General features: G+C 41.4%; 15 protein-coding genes and 2 pseudogenes. 13 read left to right on the top strand and 4 right to left on the bottom strand.

The window, feature by feature from the left end:
- Nucleotides 1-6: 6 nt before the first annotated feature.
- The gene (locus BK126_RS09260) at nucleotides 7-591 is read left to right on the top strand and encodes a GNAT family N-acetyltransferase (RefSeq protein WP_076312252.1); all 585 of its coding nucleotides are present in this window, start codon (nucleotides 7-9) and stop codon (nucleotides 589-591) included.
- 54 nt (nucleotides 592-645) lie between these two features.
- On the opposite strand, the gene BK126_RS30130 is transcribed toward BK126_RS09260, so the two are convergent.
- Nucleotides 646-3,354: an S-layer homology domain-containing protein gene (locus tag BK126_RS30130; RefSeq protein WP_076312632.1), complete on the bottom strand. Its 2,709-nt coding sequence runs from the start codon at nucleotides 3,352-3,354 to the stop codon at nucleotides 646-648.
- A gap of 294 nt (nucleotides 3,355-3,648) precedes the next feature.
- On the opposite strand from BK126_RS30130, the pseudogene BK126_RS09250 reads away from it, so the two are divergent.
- From BK126_RS09250 to BK126_RS09240, 3 genes and pseudogenes are all read left to right on the top strand, one after another.
- A pseudogene (locus BK126_RS09250) lies at nucleotides 3,649-4,332 on the top strand (amidohydrolase family protein); the annotation flags it as partial.
- Between the two features lie 59 nt (nucleotides 4,333-4,391).
- Nucleotides 4,392-4,847: a GNAT family N-acetyltransferase gene (locus BK126_RS09245; protein ID WP_076312251.1), complete on the top strand. Its 456-nt coding sequence runs from the start codon at nucleotides 4,392-4,394 to the stop codon at nucleotides 4,845-4,847.
- 276 nt (nucleotides 4,848-5,123) lie between these two features.
- Nucleotides 5,124-6,680: an acetamidase/formamidase family protein gene (locus BK126_RS09240; protein WP_076312250.1), complete on the top strand. Its 1,557-nt coding sequence runs from the start codon at nucleotides 5,124-5,126 to the stop codon at nucleotides 6,678-6,680.
- An 83-nt stretch (nucleotides 6,681-6,763) separates the two neighbouring features.
- On the opposite strand, the gene BK126_RS09235 is transcribed toward BK126_RS09240, so the two are convergent.
- Nucleotides 6,764-7,210 (bottom strand): Lrp/AsnC family transcriptional regulator, encoded by a 447-nt coding sequence (locus tag BK126_RS09235; RefSeq protein ID WP_076312249.1) that lies wholly within the window; start codon nucleotides 7,208-7,210, stop codon nucleotides 6,764-6,766.
- Between the two features lie 130 nt (nucleotides 7,211-7,340).
- Between BK126_RS09235 and BK126_RS29800 the strand changes: the two are divergent.
- The 9 genes and pseudogenes from BK126_RS29800 to BK126_RS09195 all read left to right on the top strand — a co-directional run.
- A pseudogene (locus BK126_RS29800) lies at nucleotides 7,341-7,481 on the top strand (pentapeptide repeat-containing protein); the annotation flags it as partial.
- A 184-nt stretch (nucleotides 7,482-7,665) separates the two neighbouring features.
- Complete coding sequence (locus BK126_RS09230; RefSeq protein ID WP_047913358.1) at nucleotides 7,666-8,097, top strand: hypothetical protein; 432 nt, start codon at nucleotides 7,666-7,668, stop codon at nucleotides 8,095-8,097.
- A 49-nt stretch (nucleotides 8,098-8,146) separates the two neighbouring features.
- The gene (locus BK126_RS09225) at nucleotides 8,147-8,485 is read left to right on the top strand and encodes a hypothetical protein (protein WP_076312248.1); all 339 of its coding nucleotides are present in this window, start codon (nucleotides 8,147-8,149) and stop codon (nucleotides 8,483-8,485) included.
- Between the two features lie 19 nt (nucleotides 8,486-8,504).
- A complete protein-coding gene (locus tag BK126_RS09220; RefSeq protein WP_076312247.1) occupies nucleotides 8,505-8,894 on the top strand; it encodes a hypothetical protein in 390 nt (129 codons plus the stop codon).
- Nucleotides 8,873-9,310 carry an NUDIX domain-containing protein gene (locus BK126_RS09215; protein WP_143757697.1) on the top strand — a complete coding sequence of 146 codons (438 nt, stop codon included), beginning with the start codon at nucleotides 8,873-8,875 and terminating at the stop codon, nucleotides 9,308-9,310. The genes BK126_RS09220 and BK126_RS09215 overlap by 22 nt, the downstream gene beginning before the upstream one ends.
- A 667-nt stretch (nucleotides 9,311-9,977) precedes the next feature.
- Entirely contained in the window at nucleotides 9,978-10,853 is an 876-nt protein-coding gene (locus tag BK126_RS09210) for a GNAT family N-acetyltransferase (protein ID WP_076312245.1), read from the top strand.
- On the top strand, nucleotides 10,840-11,523 hold the full coding sequence (locus BK126_RS09205) for a nucleotidyltransferase domain-containing protein (RefSeq protein WP_218639243.1): 684 nt from the start codon (nucleotides 10,840-10,842) through the stop codon (nucleotides 11,521-11,523). Before BK126_RS09210 ends, BK126_RS09205 begins: the two co-directional genes overlap by 14 nt.
- A gap of 125 nt (nucleotides 11,524-11,648) precedes the next feature.
- Complete coding sequence (locus BK126_RS09200; RefSeq protein ID WP_256702758.1) at nucleotides 11,649-12,212, top strand: TetR/AcrR family transcriptional regulator; 564 nt, start codon at nucleotides 11,649-11,651, stop codon at nucleotides 12,210-12,212.
- A gap of 33 nt (nucleotides 12,213-12,245) precedes the next feature.
- Nucleotides 12,246-12,524, top strand: a complete 279-nt coding sequence (locus tag BK126_RS09195) for a hypothetical protein (RefSeq protein WP_076312244.1) — start codon at nucleotides 12,246-12,248, stop codon at nucleotides 12,522-12,524.
- Here the strand turns inward: BK126_RS09195 and BK126_RS09190 are convergent.
- Nucleotides 12,513-13,022, bottom strand: coding sequence for a DinB family protein (locus tag BK126_RS09190; RefSeq protein WP_076312243.1), 510 nt, complete (start codon nucleotides 13,020-13,022; stop codon nucleotides 12,513-12,515). The genes BK126_RS09195 and BK126_RS09190 overlap by 12 nt on opposite strands.
- 1,166 nt (nucleotides 13,023-14,188) lie before the next feature.
- Complete coding sequence (locus tag BK126_RS09180; protein WP_238546461.1) at nucleotides 14,189-14,986, bottom strand: transposase; 798 nt, start codon at nucleotides 14,984-14,986, stop codon at nucleotides 14,189-14,191.
- Nucleotides 14,987-15,173 lie beyond the last annotated feature (187 nt).

Here is a 15,173-nt window from a genome sequence, read left to right as displayed (position 1 = left end):
GATCAGATGAATTGCATTCTAGAAGGAAAAATAGTAACTCTTGTTCCGATGGAAGATTGCCACAAGGCAGAATTAATCAGCGTCTTGTTGTCTCCAAAGGTATGGGAATACACCTGGAGAACGATCCATACAACGGAAGAACTGGATCAGGTACTGACTGATGCATTGGCAAATAAAAATAATGGATCCCAGATTCCCTTCACCATATTGGATCAAGCGTCAGGGAAGATCATCGGAACCACCCGAGCAGGGGATCTGGATATGGCGAATAGAAATGCTGAGATTGGATGGACATGGCTATCGCCTGACTATTGGAGGACGGGTGTCAATACGGAGTGCAAATTTCTTCTGCTGCGGCACTGCTTTGAGGAGCTGCATCTAATGCGCGTCCAGTTCTCCGTGAGTGGACAAAATATCCGATCACAACGGTCAATTGAACGAATCGGAGCGATCAAGGAAGGTGTTTTCCGTAAGCATCGAATAAAGGCAGACGGATCCATGCATGATAATATTTTTTACAGCATACTTGACAACGAATGGGCGGATGTAAAAGAGAACCTTCTTTTCTTACTATCAAAGAAGTATTCATAATTTACAAAAAGGGCTGAAACTAGAAACTAGTTCAGCCCTTAACTATTCTATTTATTATTTTGCTGTAACATGGGCAATGACACGATCCTCATTATAAGTGACAGTCACGTCATAACCATCCGCAGTTACACGATCAAATTGACCTTTAACTCCACCGGCAGTAATTAATGTAATATCTTTAGAACCCTCAATGTTATAGTTAGATAGATCCAGATTCAGGCTTCCCCCAGCAAGATACAGCATTTTGCTGACATGGATCTGACTGTTGTCATTATCCATCACCATTTCTAAGGTTCCGTTGTCCATGGTAAAGTTTCTGTTCACTTTCAATGCTCCATCGGCGTTAACCATGACGGTTCCATTCTCCACATACAGATCTCCGGTACCAAATGCGGTCGCAGACTGGGCTTCCAGTGTTCCTGCTTGCAGCAAAGTTCCGCCGGTGTAGGTATTGTTCCCTGTTAAAGTAAGGGTTCCCGATCCCTTTTTCGTAAGCATGCCCGTGCCACTGATATTATTTCTCCACCAGTCTTGTGCGTTAAAGCGTCCTTTGGAAGCGTCCATATTCACGGTTACATTCTCCAGGAACGCGCCGTACCCATCCGCAGCTGTGACGAGATCCAGTCTGCCCCAGCCGTTTGATTCGTCCAGTACAGGATAACCGGAGTCAATGGACGTCGTATACAATACTTCTCTGCGCTGTTCATCGGTTAAATAAGGCTGGCGCGTTTCGAGTAAAGCTTCTGCACCTTCTGGTACTACAGGAGCGAGGCCTTTGATTCCGGTTTGAGGCAGGCCATAAGTAAGCTTCTCTCTGTAGAAGGCTTTGTTGGCGTCATGATCTGTCCATTTTGTCTCATCGTATGCACTCTTGAAGTTATAGTCCTCTGTCACCGTATGTGCATAGTCATACAGACTCATGCCTTTTGCTGCTGCTTTCGCTCCAAATACTTCTCCTGCATTTTCATAGCCCTTCTCTAATAATTCTTTATACTCTTCTTTATTGAATGCATAGGCAGCCATGGCTGTAGCTTGAATTCTTGCACCGATTACATCAAGCGGTGAGTGCATTCCGGTTACGATCCGATTCTCCCCCATTTGAGCCGCTCGGGTCAAAAATTCAGCGTATCGTTCTGGTGTAGCGTAGGCAAAAGGCAGAACGGATAGGTACGACGCGCTTGTATGTCCGCTTGGGAAAGCACCATCTTTACCTTGTCCATCCTCTGCTTCTCTTCTGACATAGCTCAATGCAGGGATAACCTCAACATCGGATTCATACGTTTGGAAATGTCTTTCTCCGGTTGATTTTGTACCTCCTGAAGGTAAGGGTTCATCTGTTGGTTCACCTTCCCCGAGGGTTTCCCAAACAGGAAGACCATTCTGATCGACGATTTCTTTAACCTCTCCGTTTGAATTCATTCTCCACGGTCTTGGTGAAGAGAAGAAATATTTAGACGGATTAGATGAAGCAGGGATTTTGAAACGAACGGCGTCTACTAAAGCGATCATATCTTCAAGCTCGTTATTTTCCCAGCTTCCGATTCCCTGACTCTCGTCTTCTACCGTGGTTTCTGTCAAGACGACATCCATTTCATCGATGCTTCGTTCAACGCTTGTCGTTGGCTTGATGATATCCACATAAGTGTTAGCCAGCGGTCCGAAACCATCGATCATACTATAGATCTTATCTCTTTGGTCATCATAGTAGGCTGCGAGCGCTTCTTCTTTGGTACGATTTTGCGTGACTTCTTCTACATATTTAATATTGGCAACCCAGGTTGCCTTGTTTCTTATTTCGGCATTTGCATATGTTTTCTTATCTGCAACGACAGCGGCTGCATCATTTTTATAGCCGTCAAAATAAATAGTCGGCCCGTCACCATAATTCGCAACCTTGCCGTTGACCCCAGGGACAGTTAAGGCTGTTCCATTTCTCCAGGCCGGTTGGTTCAAGGACCATACTGCATCAAAACCATCCAGAATCTGAATAAAAGGATTTGTTGCAGCCGTGTTTTTGAGTGTGTCGTCGGCTGCATTTTCACCATGTCGCACGGCAGATAAAGAGGCTTCATCCGCAGGAGGGGCAACATTCAGCTGGTTTGTCGTTCCGACGGGTTTAGATGGTTTGGCACCAACTTGCGTATTCGTATCTACAGCGTTAACCAGTATTTCGACGGCTTCGGCACGCGTGATTGAATGAAGAGGTTTAAAGCTGCCATCTTCGTAACCGGATATCATTCCCGCCGCTGCCGCTGCACCTACAGCTCCTTTGCTCCAAGCTGCAATGGTGGATGAATCGCTAAAGGCATCCGCGGCATCCTCGTTATCCTCCAAATTCAGAATTCCGGCGATGATCACTGCTGCTTCTTGACGGGATAAGGAATTCTGCGGCTTCATCGTTTGATTCGAGTACCCGCTTATATATCCAGCGGCGCTGGCTGCAGCCACGGCGTCATAGTACCAGGCATCCACAGAAACATCTTTGAAGTTAATCTTGGTTTGTCCAGAATATCCAAAAGCAGCATTGACTAAATTTATAAACTCGGCTCTAGTGATGGATTTGTTCGGTTTAAAGGTGCGGTCCAAATATCCTCGAACCAATCCTTGATCGATCCAAGCTTGAATTTTTGCTTCTGCCCAGTGTCCTTTAATATCGGAGAGCTGAACCTCCGGGCTTGCTGCGAAACTTTGACCTGCTAACGACGAGCTTGCCATAGATAACATGAGAAGAAATGCGAGTGATTTTTTTGATTGTTTTTTCATAGCCTGCAACTACACGCCCCTATTCTTGATCGTTGAAATTTTTCTACATGCATCCGCAAATGAGTGAAAGAGTGTCCATTTCTGATGCCTGTTACGCCGTAACTTTAGCATTTTGGGGACTCAGACAGCTATAGAACAATTTCCGCTTTATATCAAAATCGTACGATTTGGATGTTTTATGACTCAAAAAATAGAGAAATTCGTACATTTGTAAAATCGACTGTAGGAATGTGTAAATTCATCGTATCGGAATGTAAAAAATCCAGGGGAGATGATTGATGCTGTTCATTGTGATGGTTACCCAATCCCTTTACTTCGAATGATTATTTAGCACGGGTACAGGAATTAGATATGAAGGGTGGGGCAGTTGTATCAGGCTCTTTTCTAGGATTTGATCAAACCTATCTAATCGATTCCTTGCAAAAACTAGGTGAGAATTTCGTTGGAGTGACGCAGCTGCCGCATGATACATCCGATGAAGAGATTCTAAGATTACATAATCACGGTGTAAGAGCCGTTCGGTTCAATGTGAAGCGGGGAGGTTCAGAGGATCTTTCTCAGTTAGACTACTTCGCAAGAAGAGTATATGAATTGGCAGGGTGGCGTGCAGAGCTGTATATTGATTCGACTTCTTTGCCTGAAATTGCATCCACTTTAGAACGTCTTCCGGCGGTTTCAGTGGATCATTTGGGTTTGTCTGAAGCAGGTCTTAAGTATCTTTTATCTCTAGTAGATAAAGGGGTAAGGGTCAAGGCTACTGGATTTGGCAAGGTAGAGCTTGATGTAGTGAAGGCTATTCGTGAAATATCCGATGTGAACCCCGATGCGCTTATGTTCGGAACAGATTTACCATCGACGAGAGCGAAGAGGCCCTATAATCATGCTGATATCGAACTGATATATCATACAGTGGATGAAGAGCAAGCAGATAAGGTGCTATACAAGAATGCGATGAAATGGTACTTAGAGAGGTCATGAATGGAAATACGTTATTATAGATCGGAAACATAACATATTTTTATCCAATAGGAGGTTCTATGGAATTTACAAGAGCAGCTGTGGAGCATCTTCCTGCCATCGTTCGTTTGTTAGCAGATGATAAATTAGGAGCGACTCGAGAAAGAGCTGAAGATCCATTGCCAGAAGCCTACGTCCAAGCATTTACAAGAATGGAGCAGCAGACAGGCAACTTCATCATCGTTGCTCTGGAAGACAACCAAGTGATTGGTTGTCTTCAGCTGATCATTATTCCTGGAATTGCAAGACTAGGGATGACACGTGGTCAGATCGAGGGAGTTCGTATTGACCGTAATTATCGGGGGAAAGGCTTAGGAGAGTCTTTCATTCGGTATGCTATTCATGAGGCTGAAGCTATGGGTTGTGAAATGGTTCAACTGACAACGGACAAAGAACGTAAAGAGGCTCTTAGATTCTACGAACGAATCGGATTTGTTGCGAGCCACGAAGGTTTGAAACTCTTACTTAGTAAATAGTATGAAACTGAATATAAATTAACATGAAGCAGCTGCCGAAAAGGCAGCTGCTTTTTTACATTAAGCATCGTAAAGTCATCAATTTGAAGAGGGTTAGAACGGCGAAAGATACTCATATTTTCTTACTTTTTTAAGATTTCATTGTACGTTGGTTAATTAAATTAAGTTTTTTTTCTGTAAAGTTTATATTGTTAATATTTTAAGCTTATGCTAAACTCAATCTCACTAACATGTTAGTAAAACTAACGCTAAATCGAATATGAAGGGGAGTTTATCATGGGGGGACGTATTTCACGTAAGGTTTGTCTGACTGTTACAGCTTTTCTTGTGCTGAGTTCAGTTGACTATGTAGGGTATTCTAACATTTCAGAAGCTTCATCTAAACCGGAAACACACTATTTAGCAGCAAATGCGGATAACGTTCGGTGGGGAAATATCGGGAAAGGCGACCCCGTTCTTACAGTGAACTCTGGAGATATCGTCACGGTCGAAGCCATTACGCATCACTCCGGCGATGATTATGAGAGGATGATTGAGGGCGATGCGGGAGTGGAGGACATTTTTCACTGGGACAGCGAACATAAACACATGGCAGATCGAGGCCCTGGCGTACATATCATGACTGGACCTATTGAAGTAAAGGGCGCAGAGCCCGGAGATGTGCTTGAGGTTCGTATACTAGATATGCAGCTGCGCCCTAACGGGAATGAGAAATATGCAGGTCAAACTTATGGTGTTAATGTGGCTGCGAACTGGGGTTATCTGTATGGGGAGATGATAGAGGAGCCGAAGAAACGAGAGGTTGTAACGATTTATGAGATGAGTTCGGACGGTGTAACGGATTACGCTACTGCTTTATACAACTATATGTGGACGCCTCAGACGGACCCAGATGGTAAAGTGCATCCAATCATAAAGTATCCAGGAATCGTTGTGGATCATGATACCATCGAGAAGAACTTCAATGTACTTGAAGGCGTACAGGTTCCGGTTAGGCTGCATTTTGGTACCATGGCTGTTGCTCCGAAGGAAGCAGATATCGTAGACTCGGTTCCGCCTTCTTACTATGGTGGTAACATTGATGACTGGCGTGTAACCGAAGGGGCAACGATGTATTATCCTGTTTCCGTTGAAGGTGCACTGTTAACGGTAGGCGATCCGCATGCGGGTCAGGGCGATTCAGAGCTTAACGGCACGGCAATTGAGACATCGGTAACAGGGGATATTCAGCTCATACTTCATAAGAAAGATCAGCTTAGTCCTAAGCTTAGCGAGCTGAACTACCCACTTCTCGAAAATGAAAACGAATGGGTCATTCATGGCTTTAGCTATACGAACTATTTAGAAGAGCTTGGAGCAAATGCCCAGGAGGAGATCTATAACCAATCGTCCCTTGATAAAGCGATGAAAGATGCCGCATTCAAGACAAAATTCTTCTTAATGAAGGGGATGAACTTAAGCGAGGATGAAGCCTATTCCCTCATGTCCATTTCCTCCGATTTTGGAATAACTCAAGTGGTTGACGGCAACTGGGGCGTGCACGCAGTCATTAACAAAGGACAGTTCGGTGATGCGGAGCAAAAGACAGTGGGGCTAAGAAACAGCTTCGAGAGCTTTGGCGCCAAGGTAGGTTGGGAGCCAAGGGCGGAAACGATCACGATCCGCTATAATGGCAACACGCTATCCATGAGAGTGGGGGAGTCAACCGGAACGTACAATGGCAAGAAGCTTAAATTAACGGCGAAGGTAGAGCTGTCAGATAGCCATACAGCGGTGGTTAGCGAGTATTTTGCCGAGTTCTACAAGTCGAAGTTATCCAAGACCAATCATTAAATCATAGCCTGCTAGCAGAAAAGAGAGAATCGCAGGACCTTGCTAGGTCTCTAGGTTCTCTCTTTTGTCCATTGGACGATATCTTATATATTTAAGCCGTCCTGATTTTTGTGGCGCTTCAGCAGTATTTGGTTCTCTACTCGTAGAATCCCTGTCAGTGCATAAATAGATTCATGCATAAACCGTTCCATCTGATCCATATCCTCGACCAATATATGAACATGAAGCAGACAGGCGCCTGTCATTTCATATAATACAGCAACTTGTTCATTTGCTTTCAGTTCTTCGACAATCGTATTCAAATGGGCAGGTTCCACTTCTAGCTCCAGATAGGCAGATATTTTCTTGCCCAATTTTTCAGCGTTTACGACGATGGAGAACTGTTCAATAATGCCTTGGTTAACAAGCTTGTCAATCCGTTCCTTCACCGCAACCCCTGACAGTCCAACCTCCTTGGCCAAATCGGTATAAGAGATCCTGCTGTTCTGGGCTAGGCGCTGTAAGATGTGGTTATCAATCGAATCTAGCATGGTTTCACCTCTTAGTCGCTATTGTACCAGATTGGACAAGATATAAACCATTACGGTGACGTATTTATCTAGGATTCGGATGTATAGGTGCGATCCAGTGTTGTTCAATCATCGATATATTTTTCACCCTGACTTATCAGGAGCGGATCTTACGGGATGTATTTTTCTTGCTCAAGCACAGGTCAATTCAGCCAAAGGTAATCAACATACCCAATTACCTCGTTATTTAAAACACCCTGCTCATTGGTCATTTGCAGATGGAGAATCCTAAGGCATAAATTTGATATTTCAAACTAAAGTTTCAGATAGGAGATGAGATTGACACGGTGACCCTATTCTATTATGTTGCAGCAAGCCATGAGCTTCCTATAGGCTCGTTCGGACAGAAAAAACAGTGATGACGATTCATGATTACATAACGAATGTGAAACCCTGCCGCTAAGGAGCAACGCGGTATGCAATTACTGCTGGAGAAATACCCAAGGGGAGATAAACTTATGGATATCTATGATACAGAAGAGGATGCAGCAGGATTATATATAACGGGTCCCATAACCAGAGAAGAATCATCGCATCCTTTCCGACATCCATTTGTTTATCAAGTGTATCCAGAAGAAGGTTCCTTTGAGATCAATGACGAAATTAAACATGCTCCCCCCATGTTATATCATGTAAACAAAAAGTGCGTGGTAGAGCTTTTCAAATATTTAAGCTCCAATATGGAAATTGGTGAGGACGTAGAGCTGTATTGCTGCTGGGCGCACGGACAGAAGAGGTTTTCGGATGCTCCAAAAAAAGAACTCGATCTCGTGATCGATCTATCCACATTTCATTTGGGGAATGAGTTCGAGTGGAAAGAACGTCAGCATATCCATGTTAACAAGTGAACTTCTATAAGAGGAAACTTTTAACTATGAATAAGGAGGCCAATATAATATGGTCAATGACAAATACCTAAGACTTGTTCCTTCCTTTTTGAAGAAAGATCTAGTTCAGTTCTCATTTCAATTATTGATCCCGGCGATCATCGGAGTTATATACGGATTTATGATAAATAATGAGACTACACGTGAATATATTAACCAAGCATTACCGAGTCAAGCTGGACCTGATCTTCATCAATATTTGCCCCTTGTGATCGCTGTGTTCGTATACTCCTACTTTATTCAAAAAAAGCAAATTAATCTTCTGAAAAGAACGATATTGATAGGGCTTCATATTTTCATCGCAGTACTAAGCTTTATTTTTTCTCTTGTCTTTTTGCTAATGTTGTAATCACTAGGAGGAATATCTCTTGAAAATTAGAATGCAAGAAGCGGATGAACTGTTACTCGTTTATATCTATTTCTATGAGCAAGAAGGATACATGCTTAATAATGGAGGAGAGTCATATAAAGAGTGCTACTTATTGTTTGATGAAGATAACGACTGGATAGGTATATCACTAGAAAGCGAAAATAAGATCAAGGATCACATCGAAATACATAATGGGTTTATAAACTTTGCTGATAATGAATGGACGGTTCTTTTTGAGCAAGGTCTTCAAATCCACAATAAAGTGAAATATGAATGCATTACAGATTTGCATGGTCATTTTTATACAGGAATTGAGTTGATTCTGGTGAAAAGTATTGTTCCAAACATTAGTCATGCAACAAATTTATTGAGAATGAGTCAGATCTAAACTTTGAATTTTGGGGAGGTATCGGAGGCCACCTTGAGTATGAGGAACTAAACTTCCCGATGAAGGCAAGCTATAGGGAAATTGAAGAGGAAACAGGATATAAAGAGAACGAGATAAAGAATTTCACCCTGAAATACATTTTAATAGAAGAGAGTCATGGTGAACTCAGGCAACAATATGTTTATTTTGGCGAGACAGCCCATAGTAACTTTATTCCTTCGGATGAGGGAGAGTTGTATTGGATTCATAAGAGTGAACTATTGAATTTGAACATCTCAAAAGCCATCAGGTTTACTATTCAGCATTATCTTGCGAATCCTGATCAGACGAATATTTGCGTTGGAGCAGTTACAGCTGATGAATCAGAAGTTTCGCTTATTCAGTGGTCTACGGTTAAACCCACATCATCCTTCTGAATGATTGTAACGCTTTGAGATTTCACTAAAGGAGAACGTAACTCCGCAACAGCATGGAACAGTTATCGATTAGCAACTGCTGTGAATAGATAATCACCTATATTATTCCATATTTGCACGTCTCCACTTCGCTTTAGTGATTCTCACTCCTATGTCTCAACGGTCCGAGCCTTTTGTTTAACGTCTAACGGAAAACGTTAGTTCAATCAAACAAGGTTATTAATATAAATAGATCCAAGTTAGTGAAGTCCCCAAAACGAATTAGGGTGTGAAGTTCGGTTACCCTTTTTATATATACATGTAACAGAGAAAAGATGATCTGGGAGCAGACTGCCGCGGCAGCTGTTCCCTTTTTTAATGTAGTAGGAAAGGCATACAGCTGTACATATGGTTCTCTTATACAAAGAGAAGTAAAGATCATCTATTCTGAGATCCGTAATAAACAATCGCTTAGTACAAATAAAGAATATTGCATTTACTTATGGAATGAGCAAGTGAAATGACGTTATAACGTCACTCTAACGGGAAATACTAATTAATATACTAGACTAAAACCTCCTGATAGATGCTAACTAGATTTAACAGCTCTTTTTGGTGAACATAGCGCAAGAATAATTAAAACTGCGGAACGGATGCTTGCTACTATTTTAGGAGGGAGAGTGAGGCTTTGAACACATCGAATCTTATTATAACTACGATTAGCTATATAGAAGATCACTTGACTGAAAAATTGAATTTGGATGTAATTGCAAACGCCTTGCATTATTCGAAATACTATTTGCATCGGATATTTTCAAAGAGGGTTGGTATGACTATCCATGAATATGTGCAGCGACGACAATTAACGGAAGCGGCAAAGTTACTTGCCTTTTCGAATAAACCCATTCTGGATATTGCAATACTAGCGGGCTACGATAGTCAGCAGGCTTTCACTACTATTTTTAAAGCGATGTATAAGAAAACGCCGCTTCAATTTAGAGAAGACGAACAATATTATGCGCTACAGTTAAGATTCAGGTTCGATGATGAATATTTTCGGGAAGAAAGCAAAAAAGAAGCGGAATGCGGAAAGAAAATTAGATTTGCATCTGAGAAAGATGTTGATGCTTGGATGAACTTGGTCCGCCTTGTTATTGATGGTTACCCTTACTTTTATGAGGAAGAGCATATGAAGGTGTTGCGTAAGTGCATTGCAGAAGGACGAGCCTTTATCATGACAGAGGGCGATACTGTTATTGGAAATATGATGATTTCTTACGCGAGGGAAAGCATCGATTTCTTGGGAGTTCATCCTTTATACCGGAAGCAGGGGATTGCCAAATTATTTATGGAGGTGGTTATTAGTGAATGGTTAAAGATCAATAGTATTAGCATAACTACATTCCGAGAAGGAGATAAAGCAGATACCGGTTATCGGAAAGCATTGAAAGAGCTAGGATTTGCAGAAGCTGAATTGTTGACCGAATTCGGTTATCCGACGCAGCGAATGGTTTTACACAGTAAACAACTTGAAAGGGGATATAATAACGATGATTCATATTGAAAACTGGATGGAGTTATATTCGAATACGGTTAGGAGGGTGTTTCGTGATAGAGTAATATTTATTGGTCTGCAAGGCAGCTATGGACGAGGAGAAGCCAATGAGAACAGCGATATAGACGTGGTTCTGATTTTGGATAGGGTAAAGCTGGAGGATTTGAAACAGTACAATTCAGCTATCCAGAGTTTGTCTAATCGAGAGAAAATTTGCGGCTTCGTATCCGGTGTAAATGAAATTGCTGGATGGGCAAAATACGATTTGTTTCAGTTCTATCACGATACGATCTCTTATCACGGCAACTTGGATAAAATGATTCCTCCAATTGAGCATACTGATATCCGGCATGCGGTTTTAAACGGTGCCTGCAATCTCTATCATATGTGCAGCCACAATTATTTGCATAGCGCAGATATGCAGGCACTTGCCGGGCTTTACAAAGCAGCTGTTTTTACACTACAGGCAAAGCATTATTATGAAACAGGGAGTTACATTAAGCAGAGAACAGAGATGTATGACGTGCTTGTCGATCAGGATCGTCGTATCCTTCAGATTTCAGAACAGTTTAAATCCGGCAGCTTCAGCGAAGATCAGTTTGAACAGTTTACGGACGAAATGTTGAATTGGACAAGTGGATTGATTACGACTCTTTCAAAATACGTACTTGCCAATTGAAAACAGCTGTAACAGGGCTGAAGCAAATAGCTATTGATCAATTAGTACGATCGTGCTAATATTTGATCATGAGTGCTAAATCTAATGAAAAGACGTTTATTGAAAAAGCGCGAAGAGCGCAAATTATGGATATCGCTATTGAGACGATATGGGATCTAGGGTATGCACAGGCTTCGATCGGACAAATCGCTAAACGGGCTGGGATTAGTAAGGGGGTCGTTACGTATCATTTTTCCAGCAAGGATGAACTAATGCAAAATATTGTAGTGGATTTATACATGAAGGGAGCCTCGTTTTTGTCAAAAATCGAAAATGAATCCACTCCGTCTTCTATGCTGAAGTGCTATATCGAAACAAATCTAGAATTTATTCATGCGCATAAGGAACAGGTGGCTGCTGTCGCTGAAATTGTGATGAATGTTAGAGATGAAGAAGGGAAGCTGTTTTATCATAAACCAGGAGATAATGCGATATATGAGCCACTTATTGAAATTCTACAATGGGGCCAAGAGGACGGAAGTTTCCGGACTTTTACGTCTACAGGCACTAGAGTGTTAGCTATGACGATTAGAAGTGCAATTGATCTCGCAAGTCAGCAGCTCGTAACGAACCCTGATTTTGATATCACTGAATATTCTAACGAGCTGATCCAATTATTCGAATCCACAACACGTCAGACTCATTCCTAGGTAAAAAAAGTATAAAATTATGGAGTTGATCTCTTGAAAACATTTCAATTAATCCTTGCTGTTGTTTTTTTCGGTTTAGGAGTTCGTGGAATTATTACGGGTCTTGTTCACGGTGCAGCAGATTCATTTTTACTTTATACAAATTTGCAGGATAACCTCGAAATGTATGCCAATATTTTATTCATTATCATTAGCTTTTGTATCCTGGGTCTAGTAATTCAACACGTCTTTACAGTGGATGATTTTCTTGTTAAGACTAACAAAAGAAGCCTGTTACATTCAACAGGCTTCTTTGCAACATTAATGTTGTAATTCGTATATATATGCACCGTAATCAGTATTACAACTAGCGTGACCTAATTGTCTCAACATAGTTGTTATGCTGCCTCTATGATTTGTTCCATGATTCACTACATGAGTAATTATATCTCCATATGCCATATGTGATTGACCAAAAAAAACCGGGATTACTTGGTTAAAATCTTCAATGCTTTTAAAGAATTTTCTATAGTCCTCATGTAAATCATCAAATAACTTTTTTAAACCTTGAATATCTTTAGATTCTGCAAGTTTTGTTAATGATTGCACGTTTTTGGTCATTTCGTCGATATCGGTTAGCTCTTCTAGCTTTAATGTAGATAACCAGCCTTTTTCAACTACATAAATATGAATTAATGTATCTTTAATAGTTGGAAATGAACTTGGTGTTTCTTCAATAAATATATTGTCTAGTAATGATTCTAAGTGAGTAAACATCTTGTTTGTTGCCCATACATGAAAGTCAAAGAATTTAATTGTATTGTTTTGCATCGATAAAAAACCTCTCTCAATGGATTAGAGAAGAAGCCACAGTTTATGGGTTAGTAGGTGTTCCTTCCCTTGCTTTTTTGCTTTCAAACCCTTTTTTGTTCATTGCCATAGTAACCGCCTCCAATTTTAACAAGTAAAATCATAGTATAAATTTAGCTTTTACTCAATTTCAAATAATTGAATTTAACTGGTTAAACTTTAGGAGGCTTACCTTAAATAAGTTCTATGAAGCGATCTTTCAGAATAGGGAATCTAAATGAAAATGCTCTGTTTTTTGATTCGAGACTTGGTTTTAGAATTTGGTATGTGGTTTCGACATATTATTACGGAACAGTGCCAGGAATAAAAGCAACGGGCTATGATAAAGAAGGTAAAATAGTATATCAGAATTGAGCAAACGGGAAACGATAGTTTAAAACAAGAGACCGGTACCAATTCAGAGAAGTAAGTATTAAAAGTATAGGGCGGGAATTAAGCAGGAAATTTGAGGCTGATAGATCGGGGAGGCGAACCATGAGTAAGAAGTATTTAAGTACATTCATCATGCTTATTCTCATAATAATTGTGTTCAGCATTACTGTGTATCCTACTCTTTATTATTATGGGCACATATCCGACAATAATGGTAGTGATCTCCTCGTGAAAATAAACAGGGTCACAGGTCATACTGAAATTCTGTATGAGTCCGGGTGGATCGATATAGAAGCAACATATGGGAATTAAACGAGTTAATCTATATCTCCTAAGCACCCACTGGAGAGTGACGAAGCAGTTTGTTAGTAGCTCACCATTACGCTCCCTCGAAATGATTCAGTTTCCTCACTCAGACTCATGAATTCGCAGGATTTCAACCTCTAGTAAGTGTGCGAGAAAAAGTTATGGAGCAGCTTTTGGCTGGGGTGAATAGAAAAGGGCATGCGCAAATAAAGGTGAGACATATATCACCTAAATTGTTCCATATACTGCACGTCTCCACTTCGCCTTAGCGATTCTCGCTCCCATGTCTCAACGGGTCAAAGCCTTATCATTCCTTCGTCACATCTATCTAAGGGGTGGAGGTCGGTCTTTCTAACGGAACAGGTCCGAGCCCTTTTGCGTAATGTCTCCCGATACTCCGTGCTTCTTGAAATCCTACGAATGCATGAGCTGGTGAGGATCGTATAATTTTATGCTGCCTGTGGGAAAACTTTGGTCAAATCGTAAGCTTCATTGTTTTTGGTCAGACCAACAAGCATACGCGCCACTTTACCGCATAATTTCATAATGGATTTCATCTTCTTTAACTTCTTTTCCTCGACGTTGAAGTGGTGTAAAGCCCGAATTTCCGGGTTCGTCATCACCATGCTCATCGTCATGAGATACAGAAAATGACGTAAGCGAGGTAGGCCTCGTTTACTCAACACCATCTTTCCTCGCCATTTCCCGGAACTAGCCTCGGCTAGATTCAAGCCGGCGTGACGTAACAGCGCATTACCATGTGGATAACCACTTAGATCTCCAGCCTCACCAAGAATACCTGCTAGATTTGTTACATGAATGCCTCGGATTTCAAGCAGCTTCTGTGCATAAGGAATAGATTTGAGAATAGTATGGAGCTCATGCTCGATCTGCTCAAGTTGACGCTGAGCTAAGTCATATTCTTCGAGCAGCTGACTCAGATGAAGCTTGTAAGAACGGAGAGCTTGAGTCGTACCCACACTGGATTTTGCAAGTGAAATCAGCAGCTCAGCGCGCTTCACTCCAGCATGACGCTTCACATATTGCTTCCAGCCAGAAATAACTTGATCCGTAGTTAACTGACCGATCTCACTCGGTAACGGAAAGAGTCTCAGTGTGGCAAATGCACTGGTGCAGGTAAGGATCTTAAAGACCTGCCGCAACTCAGGAAAGACAATATCGACCCAGCGATGAATCTGGTTGACGGCACTGTTGAGGCGCTTAGTAACGGTTTCTCGATTAGCCATGAGAATACGTAGGCCATAAAAATCTTGAGTAGGTAGTGGAAGAAACGCTTCATGGAAAAGGCGTATAGGAGAGGCCGTGACTAGAGACATTTTATTCTAGAAAGAGCTTTACAGTATTATATTTCGGCATTAAATTAGATACATATCAAATTATAATATTGTATAATTAGCTGAACAAGTCCGAAGC

Source organism: Paenibacillus sp. FSL H7-0326 (assembly GCF_001955535.1).
Taxonomy (GTDB): Bacteria; Bacillota; Bacilli; order Paenibacillales; family Paenibacillaceae; genus Paenibacillus; species Paenibacillus shunpengii.
This window is presented reverse-complemented; position numbering and strand designations above follow the sequence as displayed.

What these genes read in the sequence shown, in the direction of transcription:
- BK126_RS09260 (WP_076312252.1), top strand. Translation starts at nt 7, where the DNA reads ATGAATTGCATTCTAGAAGGAAAAATAGTAACTCTTGTTCCGATGGAA.
- BK126_RS30130 (WP_076312632.1), bottom strand. Translation starts at nt 3,354, where the DNA reads ATGAAAAAACAATCAAAAAAATCACTCGCATTTCTTCTCATGTTATCT.
- BK126_RS09245 (WP_076312251.1), top strand. Translation starts at nt 4,392, where the DNA reads ATGGAATTTACAAGAGCAGCTGTGGAGCATCTTCCTGCCATCGTTCGT.
- BK126_RS09240 (WP_076312250.1), top strand. Translation starts at nt 5,124, where the DNA reads ATGGGGGGACGTATTTCACGTAAGGTTTGTCTGACTGTTACAGCTTTT.
- BK126_RS09235 (WP_076312249.1), bottom strand. Translation starts at nt 7,210, where the DNA reads ATGCTAGATTCGATTGATAACCACATCTTACAGCGCCTAGCCCAGAAC.
- BK126_RS09230 (WP_047913358.1), top strand. Translation starts at nt 7,666, where the DNA reads ATGCAATTACTGCTGGAGAAATACCCAAGGGGAGATAAACTTATGGAT.
- BK126_RS09225 (WP_076312248.1), top strand. Translation starts at nt 8,147, where the DNA reads ATGGTCAATGACAAATACCTAAGACTTGTTCCTTCCTTTTTGAAGAAA.
- BK126_RS09205 (WP_218639243.1), top strand. Translation starts at nt 10,840, where the DNA reads ATGATTCATATTGAAAACTGGATGGAGTTATATTCGAATACGGTTAGG.
- BK126_RS09200 (WP_256702758.1), top strand. Translation starts at nt 11,649, where the DNA reads ATGGATATCGCTATTGAGACGATATGGGATCTAGGGTATGCACAGGCT.
- BK126_RS09190 (WP_076312243.1), bottom strand. Translation starts at nt 13,022, where the DNA reads ATGCAAAACAATACAATTAAATTCTTTGACTTTCATGTATGGGCAACA.
- BK126_RS09180 (WP_238546461.1), bottom strand. Translation starts at nt 14,986, where the DNA reads ATGGCTAATCGAGAAACCGTTACTAAGCGCCTCAACAGTGCCGTCAAC.